At 65.1% G+C, this 22350-nt stretch carries 19 protein-coding genes; 8 read left to right on the top strand and 11 right to left on the bottom strand.

Features of this window, described 5'->3' with window-relative positions:
- Positions 1-7: 7 nt before the first annotated feature.
- The 4 genes from G5S42_RS10000 to G5S42_RS09985 form a co-directional block, all read right to left on the bottom strand.
- Entirely contained in the window at positions 8-1978 is a 1971-nt protein-coding gene (locus G5S42_RS10000) for an arylsulfatase (protein ID WP_176106601.1), read from the bottom strand.
- A gap of 143 nt (positions 1979-2121) precedes the next feature.
- On the bottom strand, positions 2122-2664 hold the full coding sequence (locus G5S42_RS09995; RefSeq protein ID WP_176106600.1) for a hypothetical protein: 543 nt from the start codon (positions 2662-2664) through the stop codon (positions 2122-2124).
- 51 nt (positions 2665-2715) lie between these two features.
- The gene (locus G5S42_RS09990; RefSeq protein WP_176106599.1) at positions 2716-3369 is read right to left on the bottom strand and encodes a response regulator; all 654 of its coding nucleotides are present in this window, start codon (positions 3367-3369) and stop codon (positions 2716-2718) included.
- Positions 3366-4781, bottom strand: a complete 1416-nt coding sequence (locus tag G5S42_RS09985; protein ID WP_176106598.1) for a cache domain-containing protein — start codon at positions 4779-4781, stop codon at positions 3366-3368. The genes G5S42_RS09990 and G5S42_RS09985 overlap by 4 nt, the downstream gene beginning before the upstream one ends.
- 205 nt (positions 4782-4986) lie before the next feature.
- Between G5S42_RS09985 and G5S42_RS09980 the strand changes: the two genes are divergently transcribed.
- Positions 4987-5184, top strand: coding sequence for a DUF3311 domain-containing protein (locus G5S42_RS09980; RefSeq protein WP_018434172.1), 198 nt, complete (start codon positions 4987-4989; stop codon positions 5182-5184).
- Entirely contained in the window at positions 5181-6662 is a 1482-nt protein-coding gene (gene mctP / locus G5S42_RS09975; protein WP_176106597.1) for a monocarboxylate uptake permease MctP, read from the top strand. The genes G5S42_RS09980 and mctP overlap by 4 nt, the downstream gene beginning before the upstream one ends.
- An 88-nt stretch (positions 6663-6750) precedes the next feature.
- Here mctP and G5S42_RS09970 read toward each other — a convergent pair whose 3' ends face one another.
- The 4 genes from G5S42_RS09970 to G5S42_RS09955 all read right to left on the bottom strand — a co-directional run bounded on the left by G5S42_RS09970 (position 6751) and on the right by G5S42_RS09955 (position 12177).
- Complete coding sequence (locus G5S42_RS09970) at positions 6751-7434, bottom strand: Fe2+-dependent dioxygenase (RefSeq protein WP_176106596.1); 684 nt, start codon at positions 7432-7434, stop codon at positions 6751-6753.
- Positions 7431-8267 carry a tetratricopeptide repeat protein gene (locus G5S42_RS09965; RefSeq protein ID WP_176106595.1) on the bottom strand — a complete coding sequence of 279 codons (837 nt, stop codon included), beginning with the start codon at positions 8265-8267 and terminating at the stop codon, positions 7431-7433. Before G5S42_RS09965 ends, G5S42_RS09970 begins: the two co-directional genes overlap by 4 nt.
- Positions 8267-10513: a TonB-dependent receptor gene (locus tag G5S42_RS09960; protein WP_176106594.1), complete on the bottom strand. Its 2247-nt coding sequence runs from the start codon at positions 10511-10513 to the stop codon at positions 8267-8269. The genes G5S42_RS09965 and G5S42_RS09960 overlap by 1 nt, the downstream gene beginning before the upstream one ends.
- A 431-nt stretch (positions 10514-10944) precedes the next feature.
- Positions 10945-12177 carry an NAD(P)/FAD-dependent oxidoreductase gene (locus tag G5S42_RS09955; protein WP_176106593.1) on the bottom strand — a complete coding sequence of 411 codons (1233 nt, stop codon included), beginning with the start codon at positions 12175-12177 and terminating at the stop codon, positions 10945-10947.
- A gap of 252 nt (positions 12178-12429) precedes the next feature.
- Between G5S42_RS09955 and G5S42_RS09950 the strand changes: the two genes are divergently transcribed.
- Genes G5S42_RS09950 through G5S42_RS09935 form a run of 4 tightly spaced genes read left to right on the top strand, consistent with a single transcriptional unit; the run spans position 12430 to position 17101 of the window.
- The gene (locus tag G5S42_RS09950) at positions 12430-13197 is read left to right on the top strand and encodes a DUF3348 domain-containing protein (protein ID WP_176106592.1); all 768 of its coding nucleotides are present in this window, start codon (positions 12430-12432) and stop codon (positions 13195-13197) included.
- A gap of 10 nt (positions 13198-13207) precedes the next feature.
- Positions 13208-15826: a DUF802 domain-containing protein gene (locus tag G5S42_RS09945; RefSeq protein WP_176106591.1), complete on the top strand. Its 2619-nt coding sequence runs from the start codon at positions 13208-13210 to the stop codon at positions 15824-15826.
- Positions 15823-16476, top strand: a complete 654-nt coding sequence (locus tag G5S42_RS09940) for an OmpA family protein (protein WP_176106590.1) — start codon at positions 15823-15825, stop codon at positions 16474-16476. Before G5S42_RS09945 ends, G5S42_RS09940 begins: the two co-directional genes overlap by 4 nt.
- Positions 16469-17101 (top strand): DUF2894 domain-containing protein, encoded by a 633-nt coding sequence (locus G5S42_RS09935; protein ID WP_176106589.1) that lies wholly within the window; start codon positions 16469-16471, stop codon positions 17099-17101. Before G5S42_RS09940 ends, G5S42_RS09935 begins: the two co-directional genes overlap by 8 nt.
- A gap of 58 nt (positions 17102-17159) precedes the next feature.
- Here the strand turns inward: G5S42_RS09935 and G5S42_RS09930 are convergent, their stop codons facing one another.
- A complete protein-coding gene (locus G5S42_RS09930; RefSeq protein ID WP_176106588.1) occupies positions 17160-17912 on the bottom strand; it encodes a TerC family protein in 753 nt (250 codons plus the stop codon).
- A 120-nt stretch (positions 17913-18032) separates the two neighbouring features.
- Between G5S42_RS09930 and G5S42_RS09925 the strand changes: the two genes are divergently transcribed.
- Positions 18033-18914 (top strand): LysR family transcriptional regulator, encoded by an 882-nt coding sequence (locus G5S42_RS09925; protein WP_176106587.1) that lies wholly within the window; start codon positions 18033-18035, stop codon positions 18912-18914.
- A gap of 29 nt (positions 18915-18943) precedes the next feature.
- Here G5S42_RS09925 and G5S42_RS09920 read toward each other — a convergent pair whose 3' ends face one another.
- Complete coding sequence (locus G5S42_RS09920) at positions 18944-20104, bottom strand: porin (protein ID WP_176106586.1); 1161 nt, start codon at positions 20102-20104, stop codon at positions 18944-18946.
- A gap of 462 nt (positions 20105-20566) precedes the next feature.
- Here G5S42_RS09920 and G5S42_RS09915 point away from each other — a divergent pair, with 462 nt between their 5' ends.
- Positions 20567-21241, top strand: a complete 675-nt coding sequence (locus G5S42_RS09915) for an HAD family hydrolase (protein ID WP_176106585.1) — start codon at positions 20567-20569, stop codon at positions 21239-21241.
- A 12-nt stretch (positions 21242-21253) separates the two neighbouring features.
- Here G5S42_RS09915 and G5S42_RS09910 read toward each other — a convergent pair whose 3' ends face one another.
- A complete protein-coding gene (locus tag G5S42_RS09910) occupies positions 21254-22114 on the bottom strand; it encodes a hypothetical protein (RefSeq protein ID WP_246391916.1) in 861 nt (286 codons plus the stop codon).
- Positions 22115-22350 lie beyond the last annotated feature (236 nt).

Below are 22350 nucleotides of genomic sequence, written 5' to 3'. Positions count from 1 at the left end.
CGTGTGCTCAGTAGTAGCCGCGCGGACGCAACGGCTCGACACCGCCGACGCTCGTCATATAGTCGTTCCACTGCTGCACGAGACCATCGATGATCGACGGGTTCTGCGCGGACACGTCCTGCGTTTCGCCGCGATCGGCGCTCATGTCGTACAGCTGCCAGTGACCGTCGACGGGGCCGAGCGGCGGTTCGGTCCACAGAGCTTTCCAGCGGCCGTCGGCGCTGCGCAGATAACCGCGGCCGTAGGCCTCGTCGCCGAACGACGCACTATGCACGGGCGCCGTGCTCTGATCTTCGAGTTGCGGCAGCAGAGATCTTCCGGTGATCGGATACACATAGCGGTTGTTGTAGACCACCTTGCCCTTGTTCTGATCGACGCCGGTCAGCGTGTTGATCAGCGCGGGCGCGGGCGTGGTCGGCGGCGCGATCTGCGCGACCGCGAGGAACGTCGCGGTGTTGTCCGTCACGTGCGTGAATTCACGCAACGTCGGCTTTTGCGAAGTCTGGCCCGGCAGATGCACGATCAACGGTGTCGACACGCCGCCTTCGCCCGAATAACCCTTGGTCAGGCGGAACGGCGTCGCGCTGACTTCGGCCCAACGCAAGCCGTATTGCAGACGTTGCGCGTTCTGCTTGCCGTTGTCGGTGCCGAGTTGCGAGTAGGTCGGATCGGCCGCGTTCGCGGTGTCGGTGGCGGTCGGGTCCGCGCCGGAATCGATCGGCCAACCCTCCGCGCCGTTATCCGACTGGAACACGATGAACGTGTTGTCGTATTCGCCGATGTCCTTCAGATGCTGGATCAAGAGGCCGATGTTGTGATCGAGGTTCTCGACCATGCCCGCGTAGATTTCCATGTAGCGTGCCTGCGCTTTCTTCTCGGCCGGCGACAGGCTGTCCCACTTCTTGTTCACATAGCCGGGGCCGTAGTCGGTGTAGCCCTGCACGGCGCTGTGTACGGCGCTCACGTATTTCGCGTTCGTGGTGCCGTTGTTCGCGGTCGCCGGGCTCGCGGCCAGCGTCTCCGATGCGCCGCCGTACGGCACGAAGTCCTGTGGAATGATGCCGAGCGCTTTCTGCCGGGCGATCCGTGCATCGCGGATCGCGTCATAACCGGCATCGTATTTGCCGACGTAGTTGTGCAGATAAGGATCGGGCACTTGCAGCGGCCAGTGTGGTGACGTATAGGCTGCGTACGCGAAGAACGGCTTGCCGTCGCCCTTGTTCGAATCGATATAGGAGATCAGCCGCTGCGTGTAGAAGTCGGTCGAGTAGAACACGGCTGGGCTGCCGCCCGCGCCGCCCGGTTGCCCAGGCTGGCCCGGCTGCACGTACTTGCCGTCTTCGGTGTAGTTCTTCGAGCCGGCCAGTTCGTGCGCGAAGTGATTGGACGCGGCGCCGCCGAGCAGCGCGTAGCTGTGCTCGAAGCCCCATTGGTCCGGCGTCTGCCCGCTGCCCGTCGCGCTGCCGACGATGCCCGAGCCGATGTGCCACTTGCCGGCCATGTACGTGTGATAGCCGCCGTCCTTCAGCAACTGCGCAACCGATAGCGCGCGATCGTTCAGATAGCCTTCGTATCCCGGCAGTCCTTTGCGCTCGTCGGTCGGCACGCCCATCGTGCCCTCGCCGACCAGATGGTGATCGGTGCCCGAGATCAGCATCGAACGCGTGATCGCGCAGACGGTGCCCGTGTGGTGATTCGTCAGGATGCGGCCGCTTTGCACCAGCGCATCGAGATTGGGTGTGTTGATTTCGCCGCCGAACGCGTGGATGTCGGAATAGCCGAGGTCATCGGCCATGATGTAGAGAATGTTCGGCCGCTTTTGCGCGACGACCGGCGCGGCATTCGACGCGGCGGACGCGGCCGGCAGGTTGTCTTCGCCGCACGAGGCGAGCGTGACGAGGCTCGCGACAGCGGCGCCGATCACGCCGAGACGCAATGAAGTGCGATAGCTGGTACGGCGAAATCGAGGAGTTGTCATTGTTATTGCGGACCGTAGGGTAGGGCCGCTGATGTTAGCAATGACGTTATCGAGGCCAAACGAACGATTTCTGCGTTGCTATCGACGTTTGCCGATATAGCAGACAACAAATGCCAGAGGCGAAAACATCGCCAGTTGCCGAGTTAATTGCCCCGATTGAGCACGGGCTTATCAGGGTCCGCCTGCGTGCGGTACGGCAACTGAGTGGCGTGAGGATCGGTGATCGTATTGTCGATTACGCGCTCGACGTCCGCCGTTTTGGCCAGTTCGTTCAGGAAGGTCTTTTTGTCGAAGCCCGGCGCGACGCAACCTTCGACGTAGATGAAGCGGCGTTGCAGCGTCAGCCATAGCGTCGATTGCTCGCGCCAGTGCGTCGCGACGTTCAGATTCGCGAGACGCCGTTGCACGCTGTCCGCGATTTCCGCGTCGTACAGATACGCGTTCGGCAAACGGCAACGGCCTTCGATCCAGCAGCTATTGCCGCGTTCAATCCGGTAATGGCTATCGTCGAGCCATTCCTTTTCGGTTTCGAACGGGCCGAGCGGCGTCGGGCAATCGGCGACAGCTTTGGAGATCTGTATGAATGGATCGTGGCCGCGATTGACGCGCGCCGGTTCGCCATAAACGCGAGCCGCGGCCACGCAAAGCATCAGGCTGGCGAGACTCAGTTCGAACACGCGTTTCATGCTGTGGTCGCCCCAGGTGTGGACCGGCTCATTATCGCGCGCCAGCGAACCTCAACGCTTGTTGCGCCGATTCTCGACCGCGAACTTGATCAACTCCGCCTGCCCTTCGATATCGAGCTTGCGCTTCAGATTCAGCCGGTGCGTCTCCACGGTTCGCACCGACAGATCGTTGCGCTGCGCGATCTGCTTGCTCGACAGTCCCTCGGCAAGCGCATCGAGAATATCGCGCTCGCGCGGCGTCAAACGTTCGACTGGCGATTGCGTCGCCGACGCCTGGATCAGTCGGGCGCTAATCTCCGCGCTGAAGAACGTCTTGCCGTCGAGTACCGCGCCAATTGCCTGAATGATCTCGAGCGCCGGCGAATCCTTCAGCACATAGCCGCTCGCGCCCGCGCGCACCGCCTGGGTCACGTATTCGAGGTTGTCGTGCATCGACAGCATCAGCACGCGAATCGCCGGAAAGCGCTCGTGAAAAAGGCCTGCCAACGCAATGCCGTTCATGCCGCTTTTCATGCCGACATCCATTAGCGCCAGATGCGGCGCCTGTCGTTCGGCCACAGCGAGCGCTTCCTGCGCGTCGCCCGCTTCGCCGACCACTTCGAAGTGGCGCACTGCTTCGAGCCGTGCGCGCAGACCGTCGCGCACGAGCGGATGATCGTCGACGAGCAGCAGACGCGCGATGGAAGGAGAGGCCGTGTCGTTCATGACGAGAATTCCTGCAGGGGCGGCATCGTGGCGTGCGTCGTTGGCAGCGGCACGCGCGCGGTAACGGCGGTGTGTCCCGGCTCCGAGTTCAGCGACAGCGTGCCGCCGAGCGCTTCGAGCCGTTCGCGCATGTTGCGTAGACCGACACCTTCGAGTCCGCCGACGAATGCGTCGGCCACGTCGAAGCCGCGGCCGTTGTCGGAGATCGTCAGCGTGACCGCGTCGCGCGACACTTCGAGCGCAAGCGCCGCGCTCGACGCCTGCGCGTGCCGCACGATGTTCGTCAGCGCTTCCTGAGCGATACGAAACAGCACGGTGTTGACCGTATCGGGCAGCGTGGCCGCATGCGTGTGCGCGATCTGCGTGAAGCCGATCGCGATGCCGGACTCGTCGCCGAGTTCGCGCGTCAGTTGTTCGAGCGCGGCGGCGACGCCGAGATCGTCGAGCATCGACGGACGCAGCGCATGAGAAATGCGCCGGACTTCGCGCAGCGTATCGCCGAGCCGCGTGAGTCCGGTGGACAACGCGGCCTCGGCGGCGGGCACGCGCGCGTCGCCGCGTTCGAGCCGCGCGAGCGCCGATTCGAGCAGCAGCTTCACGGACACCATCATCTGGCTGATGCCGTCGTGCAGTTCGCGCGACAGGCGTGCACGCTCGTTTTCCTGCGACTCGACGACCTGCTGCGCGAGCCGCTTCAGCTTCGCGTCGGCGCTGCGATATTCGGTCACGTTCAGCACGAGGGCGCACAACGCAATGACCGCGAGGCCGGCCACGGCGATCGCGTCGATCCACTTCATCGTGCGATCGATATTGGCCGCAGCCTCCTCGTCGATATGCGCGAGCGCCGTGTCGACGTCGTCGAGATAGATGCCGGTGCCGAGCATCCAGCCCCAGCGTTCGAGCGGCACCACGTAGCCGAGTTTCGACTCCTCCTTGCCGGTCGACGGCCGGTGCCACAGATAGCGCACGTAGCCGCCGCCGCGCGCGGCCGCGGCGAGTAGCTGCTGGATCGTCGGCGCGCCGTGGCTGTCACGCAACGACCATAGATCCCGGCCCACCAGATCCGGCTCGCGCGGATGCATCAGCGTGCGGCCGTGCAGGTCGTACACGAAGAAGTAGCCGTCCTCGCCGAAATTCATCTTCTCGAGCACCGCGAGCGCGCGCGTGCGCAGCAGCGCGTTGTCGCGCGCGTTGGCGCCGCCGGCTTCGTAGAGCGGCGCGATCGCGGTGGTCGCGAGCTCGACATAGTGCTTGAGCTCGACCTCCTTGCTGGCCATGTAGGCGGCCTGGGTGGTCGCGTGCTGCCGCTCGGCTAACGCCGTCGCTTCGCGGCGCACGCCGGTCTCGATGCTCGCGATCGCCGCCAGAAAGGGCACGATCGCAAGCAGCACAATCTTTGCTTTGAGTTTCATCGTTGAAAAAAGCCAGTCAACGGGCTACGTATTATTACGTAGACGGCTTACGTAGTTGCGCGCTTGTAAGGAAAGGCGCGAAGGCGAATACTACATGCCCGTCGCATCCCGCGCTGCGCCAGGCCTGGCGGGCGCGTGTGCGGCGTTGCCGATTTCCCCGCACGAGCCATCGCGCGTGCTGTCGATAATACTCAAGGAGACGTTCGTGGAGACCTCCCCGCCGGCCGGCCGTTCATGGCTCTGGCTCATTTTGCTGATCCCCTATATCGCGCTGCTGTGGCTGCCGTTCTATAACGACACGCATCCGTCGCTCGCGGGCTTTCCGTTCTTCTACTGGTATCAGTTTCTGTGGGTGCCGTTGACCTCGCTGCTGATTTACATCGTGTATCGAGGTCTCAAATGAGCGATCTGAATCCTGTGAACCCGGTTGCGATGACGGTATTCATCGCATTCTTCGTGCTCGTCACGGTGATCGGCTTTTTCGCGGCGCGCTGGAAGCGCGGCGATCTGACGCAGTTGCACGAGTGGGGCCTCGGCGGCCGGCAGTTCGGCACGATCATTTCGTGGTTCCTCGTCGGCGGCGATTTCTACACCGCTTATACGGTGATCGCAGTGCCCGCGCTCGTTTTTTCGGTGGGCGCGTACGGCTTCTTCGCACTGCCGTACACGATCATCGTTTATCCGTTCGTGTTCGCGGTGATGCCGAAGCTGTGGAGGGTTGCGCACGCGAAGAACCACATCACCGCGGCCGACTACGTGCACGGCGAATACGGCGGCAAGTGGTTCCCCGCAGCCATCGCGCTGACCGGCATCGTCGCGACGATGCCGTATATCGCGCTGCAACTGGTCGGCATGCAGGTCGTGATCAAGGGTCTCGGCGTCAGCGGCGAATTGCCGTTGATCGTCGCGTTCGTGATCCTCGCGCTCTATACGTATGCGAGCGGCCTGCGCGCCCCGGCGATGATCGCGTTCGTCAAGGACATCATGATCTATATCGTCGTGATCGCGGCGATATGGCTGATCCCGGTGAAGCTCGGCGGCTATGGGCACGTGTTCGAACTGGCCGATGCGCACTTCCAGGCGAAGGGCGGCGCGACCGGCATCCTGCTGAAGCCGAACCAGTACACCGCGTTCGCATCGCTCGCACTCGGCTCGGCGCTCGCCGCGTTCATGTATCCGCATACGATGACGGCGGTGCTGTCGTCGTCGTCGGCAAAGACGGTTCGCAAGAACGCGATCTTCCTGCCGGCCTACACGGTGCTGCTCGGCCTGATCGCGCTGCTCGGGTATATGGCGATCGCCGCGGGCGTGAACGTGAAGTCGGCGAGCGACGTGGTGCCGGCGCTGTTCGGTACGCTGTTCCCGTCGTGGTTCGTCGGCTTCGCGGCCGCCGCGATTGCGATCAGCGCGCTGGTGCCGGCCGCGATCATGTCGATCGGCGCGGCGAATCTGTTCACGCGTAATCTGTGGCGTCCGCTGGTGTCGCCGAACCTCTCGCCTCAAGCGGAAGCGGCCAACGCGAAGATCGTCTCGCTGGTCGTCAAGTTCGGCGCGCTGCTGTTCATCGTGTTCCTGCCGACGCAGTACGCGATCGATCTGCAACTGCTCGGCGGTGTGTGGATTCTGCAGATTTTCCCGGCCATCGTGTTCACGCTGTACACGCGCCGTCTGAACACGCCGGGTCTGTTCCTCGGCTGGCTGGTAGGTATCGTGCTCGGCACCGGCCTCGCGATTTCGCAAGGGCTCAAGCCGGTGTACGGCCTGCATTTCGGCCACGAGAACTATCCGCTGTATATCGGCCTGATCGCGCTGGTCGCGAACATCGTCGTGAGCTTCGTGGTGTCGGCAGTGTCGCCGCGTCGGGCTGCCGTGACGGCCTGATCCACGTTTGTCCGGCTCGATGAAAAACGCCGCGGGGCAGTTGGCCCGCGGCGTTTTTTTGCATCGGCGGCTGGTGACCTGGCGCCGATCAGGCGTCGGCCCAGCGACGTAGCAGATTGTGATAGATGCCCGTGAGGCTCACGACGGTCGCGTCGTTCGAGCCTCGTTCCGCCGCGAGCGTCTGCACGTCGTTGTCGAGCTGGAACAGTGTCGCGCGCTGGCCGTCGTCGCGCACCATGCTCTGAATCCAGAAGAATGACGCGACCCGCACGCCGCGCGTGACCGGGCTCACGTGATGCAGGCTCGAAGCGGGGTAGAGCACCATGTCGCCGGCCGGCAGTTTCGCGCGATGCACGCCGTAGGTGTCCTCGATGCAAAGCTCGCCGCCGTCGTAGGTGTCCGGTTCGGCGAGGAACAGCGTAGCCGACAGGTCGCTGCGGATGCGGAAGTCAGTGCCGCGCAACTGGCGGATCGCATTATCGACGTGCGTGCCGAAGCCGTCGCCGCCGGCATAACGATTGAAGAGCGGCGGGAAGAGTTTCAGCGGCAACGCGGCGGAAAAGAAGCGCGCGTTGCGGCCGAGCGCGTCCTGAATCGCATCGCCGATCGTACGCGCGGCGGGTGAGCCTTCGGGCAGCTGCTGGTTGCGCTTGGCTTGCGCCGATTGCTGGCCTGAAGTCGCATTACCGTCGATCCATTGCGCCGCGTCGAGCATTTCGCGGCATTGCGCGACCTGCTGTTTGTTGAGTACGGCGGGTAAATGCAGCATCATCTGCGCGGCTCCTGCGTCAGGTTTGGCGTGGCGCTGATTTGCGTGTTCATGTCGAGGCTCGCATTCGCACTGGCATTCGCATTGGCGTTTGCGCCAAGGCTGCGTTCGAGTGCGCAAAACGCGCTAACGGGAGAAGCGGCCAGCCATGCGCGCATCTTCGCAACGAAAGCGCCGGTCGCGGTGTGCGGCACACGTTGCAACCATTGCAATGCTTCCGCGATTTCGCCACGCTCGGCGAGCAGCCGCGCGTAATTGAACTGCCCGCGAAAATCGCCGCCTTGCGCGGCGCGTCGATAGTAGTCCAGCGCGATATCCGCATCGGCATCGACGCTCCAGCCGTCCTCGTAAAAGCTGCCGACGAAGTTCAACGACTTCGCATGCCCGAGTTCGGCAGCACGCAAGAACCACTGCAATGCCTGCGCGCGATCGCATTCGATGCCATGACCGAGCGCCAACGCCGACGCATAGTTGTACATGCCCCAGTCGAGCCCGGCTTGTGCCGCGAGCCGATACCAGTACACGGCGACCGGCGCGCAGGCGGCCGTACCCCAGCCATGTTCGTAGCAGCGGCCCAACATGTTCATCGCCATCGGATGATCGCGCCGGGCCGCGTGCCGGAACCAGACGAACGCTTCGTCGACGTCGCGCTCGACGCCGTGACCCTCGAGCAGGTACTGGCCGTACACGGCCTGCGCCTCGACGATGCCGTTGCGCGCGGCCGCCGCGACCCACGCGGCGGCACGCTCGGGTGGCCCCGCGAGGATGGCGGCGAGTTCATCGCGCGACACGCTCGCGAGCGCCCGCACCGAGACCTCGTTCTGCGCGCGCGGCATCAGTAGTGCGCGTTGAGCGTCAGGAACGCGGAGCGTCCCGGTGCGATCGACGCGTAGTGCGAGGCGTACGCCTGGTCGTAATACGTGCGGTTGAAGATGTTCTGCACGTTCAGTTGCAGATCGACGTGCTTGTTCACGCGATACGTCGCCATGCCGTCGAAGCGCCAGTACGAGGGCACCGCCCGCAGATTCGCGGTATCGCCATACACCTGCGACATATAGAACGCGCCTCCGCCGATCGTGAACTTCGGCAGCACTTCGTAATTGGTCCACAGGCTGATGCTGTTCTTCGGCGTGTTCGGGAACTGATGGCCGTTATCCGACTTGGTCTTGCCGTTGTTGCGCAGCTCGCTCTTCAGATACGTGTAGCCGCCGAACACCTGCCACTTGTTGGTCAGTTGACCCGCCACGCCGAACTCGAACCCCTGCACGCGCTTGTTGCCGACCATCGCGTAGGTGTTGTCAGGCAGCGTGACGCGCGCATTGGTCGTGTCGATCTGGAACAGCGCGCCGGTCAGCGATAGCTTGTTATCGAGCACGTTCCACTTGCTGCCCACTTCGACGCTGCGGTTCTTCTCCGGCGACAACAACGCCGCGTTCGGACCGACGCCGCGGGACGGAATCAGCGACTGCGTTTCGCTGCCCTGGCCGAGCAGTGCGCCAGCCGGCGTCGACGACGTGGAGATCGACGCATAGATGCTGCCGTTAGATGCCGGCTTGAACACGAGGCCGAACTGGTAGTTGAACAGCGTGTCGTCGCGCGACACACGCGTCGCGCCGTTGGCGACGGTATTGCGCAGTTCGGTCGAGTAATCGTCGACGCGCAGGCCGACGTTGGCCTGCCAGCGCCTGGTCAACTCGATCGTATCGAACGCGTAGATCGATTTGGTGGTGGTGCGTTGCTGGCTCGGGTCGTTGGTTTGCCTGATCGATCCGGCCCACGGATCGTTCGGATTCGGCGTCCAAAGACTCGTGCAGTTATAGCCCGACGCCGCGCCAATGCCTTTGTTTGCGCAGATCGCGCCGGTCGCGGCCGCCACCGTGTACGAATCGTTGACGCTGGTTTCGCGCGACAACTCGATACCGGTCGTGAAGCTGTGCTTCAGGAAGCCCGTCTTGAACTCGCCGAACAATTCGGTCTGGTTCGCGAGGCTGTACACGTTGCTCGCGCGTGTATTCGCGCGGCGCCACACCTTGCCGTTGACGACGTTGCCCTGGCTGTCGTCGGGCTGGGTCCAGATGTAGTCCTGGGTCGACTTCGTGTAGCGCGTCGTGTTGCGGATCGTCAGGTCGCCGTTGATGTCGTGTTCGATGCGCACGGTGCCGATATCCGAACTCGTCTTGCGGAAGTCGCGGTCGATCAGGCCGTAAAAGTTGTGGCGGTCCACCGGCGCCGGGAAGATCGTGCTGACGTTCGCCGGCTTGTTGGTCGTCGTGTAGAAGTACGGGATGCCGCTGTCGGGCAGATCGTCGGTGGTGAGGTGATAGTAGCTTGCAGTCACGCGGGTCGGCGTGCCGAGACCGTACGTGAACGACGGCGCGATGCCCCAGCGCTCGTTGTTGACCGCATCGCGGCCGGCCAGGTCGTTGTTGTGGCTCATCACGTTCAGGCGGAACGCCGCGTGGTCGGCCATCTGCCAGTTGCCGTCGGCGGTGAAGCGGCGATAGCGGTCGGTGCCGAGGCCGACGCTGCCGTCGGCGGTCGTGCCCAGATGCGGCGTCTTCGTGATCAGGTTGATGCTGCCACCCGCGCCGCCGCGGCCACCGAACGCGCCGTCCGAACCCTTCGTCACTTCGATGCTTTCGATGTTGAACACTTCGCGCGTGGTTGCGCCGATATCGCGCATGCCGTCGACGAACGTGCTGCCCTGCGCGTCGTAGCCGCGAATGAACGGCCGGTCGCCGAGCGGGTTGCCGCCTTCGCCGGCGCCGAACGTGATGCCGGGCACGGTGCGCAGCGCTTCAGTTAGCGTCGATGCGCCGGTGCTGCGAATCAGCTCCTCGGGAATCACCGTGACCGACTTCGGCGTATCGACGAGCGGTGCAGTGAATTTGACCGACGCGGAGTGATTGGTCTTGAAGCCATCGTCCGACTGGCCTTGCACGGAAATCGGCGCGAGCTGGCCCTCGCGCTCGGGGGGCGCGGCGGCCGTGGTGCCCTGCGCGAGGGCGGGGCCGGCGGCCAGTACGCCGCACAGTGTCGTGCTGATTTTGCCGAGCTTCGGATCGTCGGACCGCAACTTCATGTTTATCCCCGTCGAGTTCGGGAAGCCGGGGCCGGTGCTAGTTTCCTTACCCGGGCATTCCATGTTTATTACAAAGTCATTTCGCGACGGATTGTATTCAATTGCCACGTAATTGAGAAGCGTTCTCAATAGAAATTTTGGCTGGAGCTGCTTGGGAAGATATGCGGCGAATGTGGGTTGAAAGTGAGATCGCTGAGAATTGCTGTATGAAGGCGGGTGTTTGGCGGCTATACCGTGCATAGCCTATCTCTGGGAGGGATGGCGCGAAGGGCGTGGCGAGGAGCAGTTTTGAGAATCGCTGTCCTCGCCCTGTTGCGGAAGAGGGCGAAAACCGGTCGTTCAAGAGGCCCATTGCGGGCACTCTTGTCCGTCGTTTCTTTCACGGAAGTAACAAAATCAGGCGCTCGATCGAGCCGCCTCGGACCATCCGGCTAAAACCGCTCGACGCGAAACGGCCGCGGATCGACCAGCGTCTGCTCGCCGGTCATCATCTCGGCGATCAGCCGCCCCGTCACCGGTCCGAGCGTCAGACCATGATGCGCATGGCCAAACGCGAACCACAGCCCCTGATGTTTCGTCGCGGGCCCGATGATCGGCATCATGTCCGGCGTGCACGGGCGCCGTCCCATCCACGGTTCCGGGTCCAGGCGTTCGCCGAGCGGAAACAGCGTGCGCGCGATGGGTTCGGCCGCATCGAGCTGCACCGGCGTCTTGACCGCTTCGGGGCGCGCGATTTCGACGCCCGTCGTCAATCGGATGCCGCGCGCCATCGGTGCGAGCACATAGCCGTGGTCGACGTCGAGAATCGGATGGTTGAGGTGCGCGGTCCGACGCGCTGCGTAGTGCATGTGATAGCCACGCTTGACCGCGAGCGGCAGCCGATACCCGAGCCGCGTGCTCGCGCGATCCGACCACGGCCCGAGCGCGATCACCGCCGCTGCGGCCGAGATCGGCCCGTCCCGCGTATCGACCTGCCAGCCTTCGCGCAGCGTATCGGCATCGCCGATGAAGAACCGGCCGCCGAGCGCTTCGAAGTACCGCGCGTACGCGGTGACGAGCGCGTTCGGATCGCTGACCGAATCGGATTGCGGATAGCGCAGCCCGCCTTGCAGGCGCTTGTCGAGATCGGGTTCGAGCTGTTGCAGGCGCGGGGCGTCGAGCGTTTCGAACTCGACGCCGTATTCGCGATGCCACCGTTCGGCAAGCATGATTTCGGCATCGCGCGCGGCGGTGTGGCGAAACACCTTGATCCAGCCGATGGGCCGCAGCAGCGCGCTCGCACCGGCGTCCGCGGCGAGCGCGCGATGTTCGCTGACGCAATGCTCGATCAATGTCGCGTACGACTTCGCGATTTCCGCGTGCTTCGCCGGATGTGAGTTGCGCCAGTAGCGCCACAGAAACGGTGCAACCTGGAGCATTGCGTCGGCGTGATAGCGCACGTCGGGCGACTGGTTGCGCGCGTAGCGCAGCAGCGTGCCGAGCCCGCGCGGAAACGCGTACGGATAGACGCCTTCGCGCTGGATCAGCCCGGCGTTGCCGAACGACGTCTCGTTGCCCGGCTGCTTGCGGTCGATCAGTGCAACCGCGCGCCCGCGCTTCTGCAGCTGCACGGCGACGCATACCCCGACAATGCCGGCGCCGAGCACCACGGTATCGAATTTCATGCTGCCTGTCCGCCTTGCGTGTGTTCTGTGTGTTGTCGACGCTCCGCAGTGTTCAGTGCGAGGCGATGCGCCAGCTTTCATCTTATACAGGGATAGGCTCGCTTCGCTATTGGCAAAAAACCGCGCTCGATAAAACGCGCGAATGCCAGGTTCGATCGGGCAAAACCGGGTCTTTCGACGCACGATCGAGCAAGCGACTTCGGACTCGTTGGCCCCAGCGTGTAAACTGCTGACTTTTTTGCGTCCGGTGGTATGTTGCAAGCCCCTCAGCGCAGCGCCCTCAGCGGCCCCGCGCTCGTTCGCTTACTGGCCCGTCTCGTCGAGGCCGACGTCGCCGAATCGCGCCAATCGCTGGCGGATCGGCTGAGCCAGTGGCTCGGCTGGACCGACGCTATCGCGTTGTCATCGGCGCTCGACGGCAAGCCGCCCGCCGTCGCTGGTGGCGCGCGCGCGTTCGGTCGCGCGGAAGAGGAAGAGTGCACGCGTGTGCGCCGCTCGCTGGTGAGCGCAATCGCCAGCGATAGTGTGCTCGCGGGCTCACGGCGGCGTGGCTCGTCGTCTTTGTCTGCCCGGATGTCGGCACCGCGCGTGGCCGTCGTCGACACGCAGACCGACTATGCGGTCTTCAGGCAGCGCTATCTCGCGCTCCAGCAGTCGATGGAAACTGCGATCGGCACGTTACGCGGGCGGCTGCGCGCGCTGCTGGCGACGCAAGCGCCGGCGCTTGCGCGGCTCGCGGTCGTCGATGCGGTGATGGAGCGTGCGCTCGGCGAGCGCGAGCGGACTTTGCTCGGCGCGGTGCCCGGCCTGCTCGGCGGGCACTTCGAGCGCTTGAAAGAGGGGGAGGCCCGGAGGGTCGCGGAGGCGGAAGCGACCGACGCCAGCAACGCTGCCGCGCCGCTCGCGTCCGACGCATGGCTCGACGCCTTCGGCAAGGACATGCAAAGCGTTTTGCTGGCCGAGCTGGACGTTCGTTTTCAACCGGTCGAAGGGCTGCTCGCGGCTCTTCGCGCCTGCTAACTGGGACCCCATGTCCAGATATCGTATCGATCTCGTTGTATTTCTCGCGGGGCTCGCCGCGGCGTGCTGGATCGCCGTCGGTTACGCCGTCTCCAATGCGCTCGCGTTCGCCGTCACGCTGCTGATCGGCGTCTTCTATGTGCTGGGCGCGCTCGAATTGCGCCGCTATAGTCAGGCGACCGCTACGCTGACGGGCGCGCTTGCTGCGCTGTCCGGACCACCGCCGAGCCTTGCCGCGTTTCTCGAACCCGTCCATCCGAGTCTGCGCAATAGCGTGCGGCTGCGCGTCGAAGGCGAGCGCGTCGCGTTGCCGGGACCCGCGTTGACGCCGTATCTGGTCGGCCTGCTGGTGTTGCTCGGCATGCTCGGCACGCTGCTCGGCATGGTGATGACGCTGCGCGGCACCGGCCTCGCGCTGGAGAGCGCAAGCGACCTGCAGGCGATCCGCGCATCGCTGGCGGCGCCGGTCAAGGGGCTGAGCTTTGCGTTCGGCACCTCGATCGCGGGTGTCGCGACGTCGGCGATGCTCGGGCTGCTGTCGGCGCTATGCCGCCGCGAGCGGCTCGAAGCGGCGCAACAGCTCGACGTGAAGATCGCGACGACTTTGCGCGTGTACTCGCAGAGCCATCAGCGCGACGAAAGCTTCCGGCTGCTGCAACGCCAGGCCGAAGCGACGCCGCTGCTGGTCGAACGTCTGCAGACGATGATGAGCGCGCTCGAACAGCAGAGCGCCGCGTCGAACGAGCGGCAGATCGCGAGTCTCGACGCGTTTTACGGACGCACCGAAGCGGCTTATCTGCGTCTGGCCGGTGTGATCGAGCAGTCGCTGAAAGACAGCGTGGCCGGCAGCGCCCAGGCTGCGGGCCGGGCCCTGCAGCCGGTCGTCGAAGCGACGATGGCCGGCCTTTCGCGCGAAACCGCCGCGTTGCACGACGCGGTGACCCAGGCCGTGCAGCGCCAGCTCGACGGCATGTCGAGCGGCTTCGCGGCGACCAGCGCGAACCTCGCCGACATTTGCAGCAGCGCGCTCGCCGGACATCGGCAGGCGAGCGACGAGTTGGCCGCGCAACAGCGCGCTTCGGTCGAACGCGTTGCCGAAGCGTTCGAACAGCGCTCGGTCGCGTTGCTCGAAGGCGTGTCCGCGCGGCTCGAAGCGACGGCCAGCGGCATCTCGCAGGCGTGGGGCGATGCGTTGGCAAAGCAGCAAAGCGCGGGCGACAAGCTCGCCGCCAACAACGAACAGGCGTTGGCGCGCGCCGCCGCGACGTTCGAACAGCATGCCGCGGCGTTGCTGAGTGCTGTCGGTAGCTCGCATACGAACTTGCAGACGGAGCTGACTGCGCGCGACGAGCAGCGTTTGAGCGCATGGGCGGAGGCGCTCGACGCGATGGGCGCGAAGCTCGGCGAGCAATGGCGGCAGACGGGTGCGCAAGCCGCCAGCCATCAGCAGCAAATTTGCGACGCGCTTGCACAGACGGCGCGCGAAATTTCTGCGCAGACGCAAACGCACGCCAGCGCGACGATCGCCGAAATCGATCGACTGGTGCAAGCAGCGGCCGAAGCACCGAAGGCCGCAGCAAACTTGCAAGCCGAACTCGCCGCGCGCGACGAACAGCGCTTCGCCGCGTGGACCGAAGCGCTCGGTGCGATGACGGCGAAACTCAACGAGCAATGGCAGCAAACGGGTTCGCAAGCTGCAAGCCATCAGCAGCAAATCTGCGACGCACTCGCGCAAACGGCACGCGATATCTCCGCGCAGACGCAAACGCATGCGAGCGCGACGATCGCCGAAATCGATCGACTGGTGCAGGCCGCGGCCGAAGCACCGAAGGCCGCAGCAAACCTGCAAGCCGAACTCGCCGCGCGCGACGAACAGCGCTTCGCCGCATGGACCGAAGCGCTCGGTGCGATGACCGCAAAGCTCAGCGAACAATGGCAGCAGACGGGTTCGCAAACGGCGACCCGTCAGCAGCAGATCTGCGACGCGCTCGCGCAGACCGCACACGATATCTCCGCGCAGACGCAAACCCACGCCAGCGCGACGATCGCCGAGATCGAGCGCCTCGTGCAGGCGGCATCGGAAGCGCCGAAGGCCGCCGCCGAAGTCGTCGCGGAGCTGCGCCAGAAGCTCTCCGACAGCATGGTCCGCGACACCGCGATGCTGGAAGAGCGCAGCCGTCTGCTCGCCACGCTGGAGACGCTGCTGGACGCGGTCAATCACGCGTCGACCGAACAGCGCAGCGCCGTCGATGCCTTGGTCTCGACGTCGGCGGATCTGCTCGAACGCGTCGGCAATCGCTTCACCGAGCACCTCGAGCACGAGACCGGCAAGCTCGGCACGGTCGCCGCGCAGGTCACCGGCAGCGCGGCCGAAGTCGCGAGTCTCGGCGAAGCATTCGGCGCGGCCGTCGGAATGTTCGGCGAAGCGAACGACAAGCTCGTCGCGCATCTCGAACGCATCGAAGCGGCGCTCGACAAATCGCTTGCCCGTAGCGACGAACAGCTCGCCTACTACGTCGCACAGGCGCGCGATGTGGTCGATCTCAGCGTGATGTCGCAGAAGCAGATCGTCGAAGACCTGCAGTTGCTGGCCGCGCAGCGCGCGACCGCCGGAGCCGACGCGGTATGAGCGAGGACATCGACGGCGGCGTGGAAACGGCCGCGCCGGTCTGGGCCTCGTTCGGCGATCTGATGTCGGTGCTGGTCGGCGCGTTCGTGCTGATTCTGGTGAGCGTGATCGGCATGCAGCTCGTGCTATCGAACAAGCTCGAGCAGGAGGTCAAGCAGCGCCAGGCCGAAACGCAGCGGCGCAAGACGCTCGAGCAGGCGCTCGCGGGACCGCTCGCGGCGGGGCGCGTGACGCTCGTCAATGGCCGCATCGGCATTAGCGGCAACGTGCTGTTCGCGCTGAACTCCGCGCAGCTGCAGCCCGAGGGCCGCGCGCTGCTGAAGAGCCTCGCCGGTCCGCTGTCCGCGTATCTGCGCGCGAGCGATCAGATCCTGATGGTCAGCGGCTTCACCGACGATCAACGCCTGCGCGAAGGCAATCGACGCTTCGCCGATAACTGGGAGCTGTCAGCGCAGCGCGCGTTGACGGTCACGCGCACGCTGATCGACGAGGGCGTGCCGGCGTCGTCGGTGTTTGCGGCGGCGTTCGGCGCCGAGCAGCCGGTCAGTTCGAATGCCGACGAATCCGGCCGCGCGAAAAACCGCCGCGTCGAAATCGCGCCGGTGCCGCGGCCGTCGAGCGCGGCGACGGCGGAGAAGTCCGGTGCTTGACGACGCAATCGACGCGGCTCGCGCGACGCTCGATGCATGGCGCGCGAGCGGTGCGGATCGGCTCGATCCGCTGCGCTTTCATCTGCTCGAAGCGCTTGCGCGGCGCGCGGCGCGGCACAGCGGCGAGACGCGACGGGTGATCGAGCAACGATTGGCGGCATTACTGGCCGAATATGCGGCCGAGGTCGAGCGTGCGGCCGTGGCCGAGAGCGCGTTGCAAGCCACTCCCGTTGAAACCGACGCGGCCAGCGACGCCACGCTCGCGGCGCTGATCGAACGGCTTGCCCGCCACCACGCGCGGGCCGATGCTCCGCACGCCGCCGCCTATCCCGAACTCCCCGCGCTCGACTACTTCCGCGAAGTCTGGTCGAAAGTCCGCACCGAAAAGCAGTTGCGCCAGTCGCTCGCGCAGGTACCCGGCAACGCGGGGCCGCTCAATTCGAGCAGCCTCGTGCATCGTGCGCTGTCGTTGATGCGCGAGCTGTCGCCGGGGTATCTGAAGCAGTTTCTGTCGTATGTCGATACGCTGTCGTGGCTCGAGCAGATGAACGGCGGCGCACCGGTCGAGAAGGAAGCGCCGCGCGCCGCGACGACCGCCAAGGGCGCTCGCAGGAAGGCGCGCTAACGCGCCAACGGCGGCTGGAAGCTGCTTGCGCCAAGCCGCCGGGCATTTCATCACGGCATTACTCCTCGTTGCTTGCCAGCCGTTTCGTCTTCGCGCGCCGCGCGAGCATGTTCATCCCCTCGACGAACGCGGAGAACGCCATCGCCGCGTAGATATAGGCCTTTGGCACGTGCGAGCCGAAACCATCGGCGATCAGCGTCATGCCGATCACGAGCAGGAAGCTCAGCGCCAGCATCACGATGGTCGGATTGCGATCGATGAAACGCGCGAGCGGCTGCGCCGCGAACAGCATCACCATGATCGATACGATCACCGCGACGAACATGATCGGCAGGTGCTCGGTCATGCCGACCGCGGTGATGATGCTGTCGACCGAAAACACGATGTCGAGCAGGATGATCTGACCGATCGCGGCGGCTACGGTCAGCTGTACGGTCGAGTTCGATTTCGCGGTGACTTCGTCATCGGGGATCATGTGCTGACGGATTTCGGTGGTCGCTTTCCACACGAGAAACAGGCCGCCAGCGACGAGGATTAGATCGCGCCACGAAAAACCATGATCGAACAGCGTGAACGCGACCGCGGTCAGCTGCGCGATCCAGGCGACGGTGCTGAGCAGAATCAGCCGCATCACCAGCGCGAGCAGCAGCCCGGTGCGCTGTGTGCGTGCGCGTTGCGCTTCCGGCAAGCGGTTGCTGAGGATCGAAATGAAGATCAGGTTATCGATGCCGAGCACGATTTCCATCACGATCAGCGTAACCAGTGCGGCCCAGGCGGCGGGATCGGCAACGAGTGCAAACAGGGAGTCCATGAGGTGGGGCAAGCGAGTGCGCCGCGAGCGGCGGAACCGCCATCATCGGCCTGTTCACGGTTCGAATGAACCAGTGCTAATCTGAACAACATTTCGGTTTTTTCGAAGTATCGGATCCGCATGCTCAACTATCGTCACCTGTACTACTTCTGGATCGTCGTGAAGGAGGGCGGCTTCGCGCGCGCGGCCGCGAGACTCGACATGGCCGTGCAGACGATCAGCGCGCAGGTTCGCGAACTCGAGAAAGCGCTCGGGCGCCAGCTATTGAAGCCCGCCGGGCGTGGCGTCGCGATGACCGAAGCCGGTGAGCAGGCGTTCAATCGTGCGGAGCAGATATTTCAGCTGGGCGAGGCGTTGCTCGATGAGATGCGCGAGACGAGCGGCGCGGACTCGGTGCGACTCGCGGTCGGTTTGTCGGACGGGATTTCGAAGCTCGCCGCGCATGCGTTGCTCGCGCCGGTGCTAGCCACGCCGTCGCTAAGGCTGCTGTGTCACGAGGGGGAGCCCGCGCAACTGTTGTCGGAGCTCGCGCTGCATCGGCTCGATCTGGTGCTCGCCTGTCAGCCGGCGCCACACGGCGCGGACCTGCGCGTGCTGAGTCAGCGCGTCGGGGGCTCGCCGGTCGACTGGTACGGGCCCGCGCAGATCGTGCGCAAGCCGGCGCGCGACGGCTTTCCGCACTGTCTCGCGGACCTGCCCGTGCTGCTGCCGACCCGCCACGGCGCACTGCGCGCGCGGCTCGACCGCTGGTTCGAGGCGCAGGGAATCAGGCCGCGCGTCGTCGGCGAATTCGAGGACAGCGCGTTGATGGCGGTGTTCGCGGCGCGCGGGCTCGGCGTGTTTCCGCTGGCGGAGCTCGGCGCCGACGATCTCACGTTATTGCGGGGCTTGCGCTGGCTCGGCCGCGCGGACGGCGTAATCGAGGAGATTCACGCGATCCGCTCGCGACGCGGCCAGCATCATGCGCTCGCGTCGCAGGTGATCGCGGCGGCGCAGTCGTGAGGGCATCTCACCGTCGCGGCGCGCGCGCATCAGAACGCGTGGCGCATGCCCACCGTGACCGCGACCTGTGAATTCGTCGACGACGGCGACAGTGTGTTGATCATCGCGTGCGACAACACCGAATCGGCCGGTGCGCCGTGCGCGTTCTGGTACACGCCTTCCAGGTAGAAGTCGGTGCGCTTGCTGAGCGCGTAGTCGGTCTGCAGCATCGCGCTGTTCCATGCCGGCGACGAGCCGTTATACGCGCCGTGCGTGAAGGTGTATGCGCCCGATACGCTCCAGGCGGGGCTCAGCGCGTACTTCGCGTTGACCTCGTAGTTGTCGAGGCGCAGCGCGCCGCTGAGCGTGCCGGTGGCGTCGCCGGCCGCGCCGAGATAGCCGCCGGTGCCGAACGAGAACACGCCCGCGACGTCGTCGATCTGCGTGTGGCTCCAGACGAGACCGACGCTCGCCGGTCCGAACGTGTAGTTGCCGCCGAGCGACCACACGCGCTGGCGCCTGGCGATGAAGTTCGCGCTGGTGTCGGCGGTGGTCACGGCGCCGGCGCCGTTGCCTGCGTTGTCGAACTGCAGGTAGCCGGCCGCCAGGTTCAGCGGGCCCCGCGCGTACGAAAGGCCGAAGCCGTAGGAGCGGTTGTTCGCGAAGCCGCCGGCCTTGTTGCTGAACGAGTACATCGTCCCGACCGTGAGACCGTGGTACAGCGGGCTCGCGTACTTGACCGAGTTGTTGATCACGACCGAGTTCGCGGCGAGGTTGTCGTTTTCGAACGGATGCCCGGCGAGGCTACCGCCCCACGTGTTGTAGCCAGCCGTCAGCGGGCCGACGGCGTCGTTCATTATGTCGAACTGGCGGCCGAACGTCAGCGTGCCGTACGAATCACTTTGCAGGCCGAGCCATGCCTGCGAGCCGAACCCGCTGCCGGCGAACGCCTGCGCGCCGTTGTTCATCATGAAGCCCTGCTCGAGCTTGAAAACTGCGCGCAGGCCCGCGCCGAGGTCTTCCCAACCCTTCAGGCCGAATACCGTGTTCTGCGTGGTGCCGCTCGCGAGCTGCCAGTTGCTGTGGCCGAGCTGGTTGTTCGTATAGACGATGCCAGCGTCCATCAGGCCGTACAGCGTCACACCGCTTTGGGCGTGCGCCGATATCGTGAAGGCGCCGCACAGCGCGGCGGCGAGCAGGGTCTTTTTCATCGCGGGTTCCTTGATTGACTAACGTGTTTTTGGACTGATTGGGCTCGTTGCGCGATTCGCTGGATGTCGTAGCGTCGGTTATTTCCTCGCTTTTTATTCCGGACAGCAGTGAGCCGATGGCTGGATAACCGGGTAGCGGGTGATTTAGCGAATCAGCCACAAGCACGCGGCGTGCTCGGGCCCGACGCGGGGCGCGGAAATCGCGCTCGGGTCGTCCAGCGGAGAAATAAAGCGGGGATTTTTTCGAAAAACGGTGACGGCGCAAACAACGAAGGGGCGAAGCTTACCGTGTTCCGGTGTGCGCCGGGCGAGGGCACGGCGAAATCGGGGGAAATACGCGCGAATCCGTGGTAATTCGCGCAAATCGGTTAGTGCCGGGACGTGCTGAAAGGCGGCGGCCCGCCCTGGCCGCTTCATCGACACATGGCATAGTGACTGAACCCATCATCACCGGAGGCCGGCATGCGTATCCAGACATCCTTTCTTTTCGACCTCGACGGCACGCTCGTCGACAGCGTCTATCAGCACGTGCTGGCGTGGAAAGAGGCGCTCGACAGCGAGGGTATCCCGCTGTCCGTCTGGCGTATCCATCGCAAGATCGGCATGAGCGGTGGGCTGTTCACCGACCAGCTGCTGCGTGAGACCCACGGCGAGATCAGCGTCGAACGCGCCGAACGGCTGCGGCACGCGCATGCGGCCGCCTATCAGCGGATGCGCGCGCAGGTCTGCCCGCTGCCGGGCGCGCGCGAATTGCTCGCCGCGCTGACGCAAGCCGGCACGCCGTGGGCCGTCGCGACGAGCGGGCGGATGGAAACCGCGTCGCTGAATCTGGCGGCGCTCGGCGTCGATCCGGCCAAGGCGGTCGTCGTCACGCGCGACGACGTCAAATACGCGAAGCCCGATCCCGACCTGTTCCTCGCCGCGGCGGAGCGGCTCGGCGTCCCGATCGAGCACACGGTCGTGGTGGGCGACAGCATCTGGGACATGCTCGCCGCGCGCCGCTGCCGCTCGCTCGGCGTCGGCGTACTGTCGGGTGGCTACGGCACCGAGGAACTGGAGCGCGCGGGCGCACTGCGCGTCTACGACGATCCGGCCGATCTGCTCGCGCATCTCGACGAGGTGGCGTCGCGGCCGTGAGCCCGGCGTCGCTCAGGGTTTGTTGAGGATCGGCGGCTCAGCCGGGGGCTGAGTGGGCCCCTGAGTGGGTCCCACTTTCGACGATTCGCGCACGAGCTTATCGGTCATCGCCGACGCGACCGGATTCGTGCTGCCGCGGCCGACACCCGGGCCAGGTCCGGGGCCATTGTCAGACGGCATCGGCACGGTGACGCCAGACGGCATCGGCAGCGAAGGGTCCGGTTTCGCCGATTCCTTGACCAGTTGATCCGTCAGCATCGCGGCGACAGGGTTGGCGCCGTTCGGGTGCGTGTCGTCGCGCCGGCGGCCTTGGGTCGTCTGGTCGATGCGCGGCCCGTACTGTGGCCTCGATTGGGCTCTTTGCTGCGCGTACGACTGCGGTTTCGAGCGCTCGCGCGCGACCGCGGCCGGATTGCCCGCAGCCGGCGCTGCGTTGTCGATGCGGCCGCTGGCGGTCTGGCCGGCATCGGGCGTGACGCTCGGCGCGGGCGAGGCCGCTGTTGCGGGGAAGGACTGTGCGGGAGCGGGTGCCGGAGCTTGCGCCTGAGCTGGAGGCGGTGCCGGGGCGAGTGCCTGAGCCTGGGCCGGAGCGGGTGGTGCCGGAGCAGCCGACTCCGTCCGCGGGGCCGCCGATTGCGGCGCGATCGGGGCGTTGTTCGCGATGTCCGCCCGCGGCGCTGGCGGGCTCACCGGTTGCGCCGGCCTCATGCTGCCGCCAATGGCACGCGCCGTGTCCGTCTGCGGTTGCGATTCGACCGTGCCGGTGACGCTGCGAGTCACCGAGCCGGTCACGGCCGGCACCTGATCGTCCCTGGGGTACAGCAGATAACCGGCGACGCCCGCATCGATCACGAGCAGCCCAACTATCATCATCTTCCCGGTATTCGTCATATCTAAGCAACAACCATTAAGCAACTGCGATTGACTGATGATAAACGACCATTTCGCCAGCGACGCTTCTCGTCGGCATATTGCGACGCGTCATGATGGTAGATGTCTGATCGGACCTGGCACCGGAACGGTGCGCGGCTGCCGCGATAGGCTTGGCCGGCGCGAGCGAAGCGGGCATTTTTTCCCTGTTCCGCGGTTTTCTTTTCGATCGATCAGTC

Origin of the sequence: Paraburkholderia youngii (assembly GCF_013366925.1) — a bacterium.
In the GTDB taxonomy this organism is placed as follows: Bacteria; Pseudomonadota; Gammaproteobacteria; order Burkholderiales; family Burkholderiaceae; genus Paraburkholderia; species Paraburkholderia youngii.
Note: the sequence above shows the minus strand (reverse complement) of the source record. Positions and strands in the feature narration are given on the sequence as shown.

Bases quoted from the DNA above. Each gene is read 5' to 3' on its own strand.
- mctP (WP_176106597.1), top strand. From the start codon at position 5,181: ATGAGCGATCTGAATCCTGTGAACCCGGTTGCGATGACGGTATTCATC.
- G5S42_RS09985 (WP_176106598.1), bottom strand. From the start codon at position 4,781: ATGAAACTCAAAGCAAAGATTGTGCTGCTTGCGATCGTGCCCTTTCTG.
- G5S42_RS09920 (WP_176106586.1), bottom strand. From the start codon at position 20,104: ATGAAAAAGACCCTGCTCGCCGCCGCGCTGTGCGGCGCCTTCACGATA.
- G5S42_RS09995 (WP_176106600.1), bottom strand. From the start codon at position 2,664: ATGAAACGCGTGTTCGAACTGAGTCTCGCCAGCCTGATGCTTTGCGTG.
- G5S42_RS09990 (WP_176106599.1), bottom strand. From the start codon at position 3,369: ATGAACGACACGGCCTCTCCTTCCATCGCGCGTCTGCTGCTCGTCGAC.
- G5S42_RS09925 (WP_176106587.1), top strand. From the start codon at position 18,033: ATGCTCAACTATCGTCACCTGTACTACTTCTGGATCGTCGTGAAGGAG.
- G5S42_RS09970 (WP_176106596.1), bottom strand. From the start codon at position 7,434: ATGATGCTGCATTTACCCGCCGTACTCAACAAACAGCAGGTCGCGCAA.
- G5S42_RS09945 (WP_176106591.1), top strand. From the start codon at position 13,208: ATGTCCAGATATCGTATCGATCTCGTTGTATTTCTCGCGGGGCTCGCC.
- G5S42_RS09960 (WP_176106594.1), bottom strand. From the start codon at position 10,513: ATGAAGTTGCGGTCCGACGATCCGAAGCTCGGCAAAATCAGCACGACA.
- G5S42_RS09950 (WP_176106592.1), top strand. From the start codon at position 12,430: ATGTTGCAAGCCCCTCAGCGCAGCGCCCTCAGCGGCCCCGCGCTCGTT.
- G5S42_RS09965 (WP_176106595.1), bottom strand. From the start codon at position 8,267: ATGCCGCGCGCGCAGAACGAGGTCTCGGTGCGGGCGCTCGCGAGCGTG.
- G5S42_RS09915 (WP_176106585.1), top strand. From the start codon at position 20,567: ATGCGTATCCAGACATCCTTTCTTTTCGACCTCGACGGCACGCTCGTC.
- G5S42_RS09910 (WP_246391916.1), bottom strand. From the start codon at position 22,114: ATGATGATAGTTGGGCTGCTCGTGATCGATGCGGGCGTCGCCGGTTAT.
- G5S42_RS09930 (WP_176106588.1), bottom strand. From the start codon at position 17,912: ATGGACTCCCTGTTTGCACTCGTTGCCGATCCCGCCGCCTGGGCCGCA.
- G5S42_RS10000 (WP_176106601.1), bottom strand. From the start codon at position 1,978: ATGACAACTCCTCGATTTCGCCGTACCAGCTATCGCACTTCATTGCGT.
- G5S42_RS09940 (WP_176106590.1), top strand. From the start codon at position 15,823: ATGAGCGAGGACATCGACGGCGGCGTGGAAACGGCCGCGCCGGTCTGG.
- G5S42_RS09955 (WP_176106593.1), bottom strand. From the start codon at position 12,177: ATGAAATTCGATACCGTGGTGCTCGGCGCCGGCATTGTCGGGGTATGC.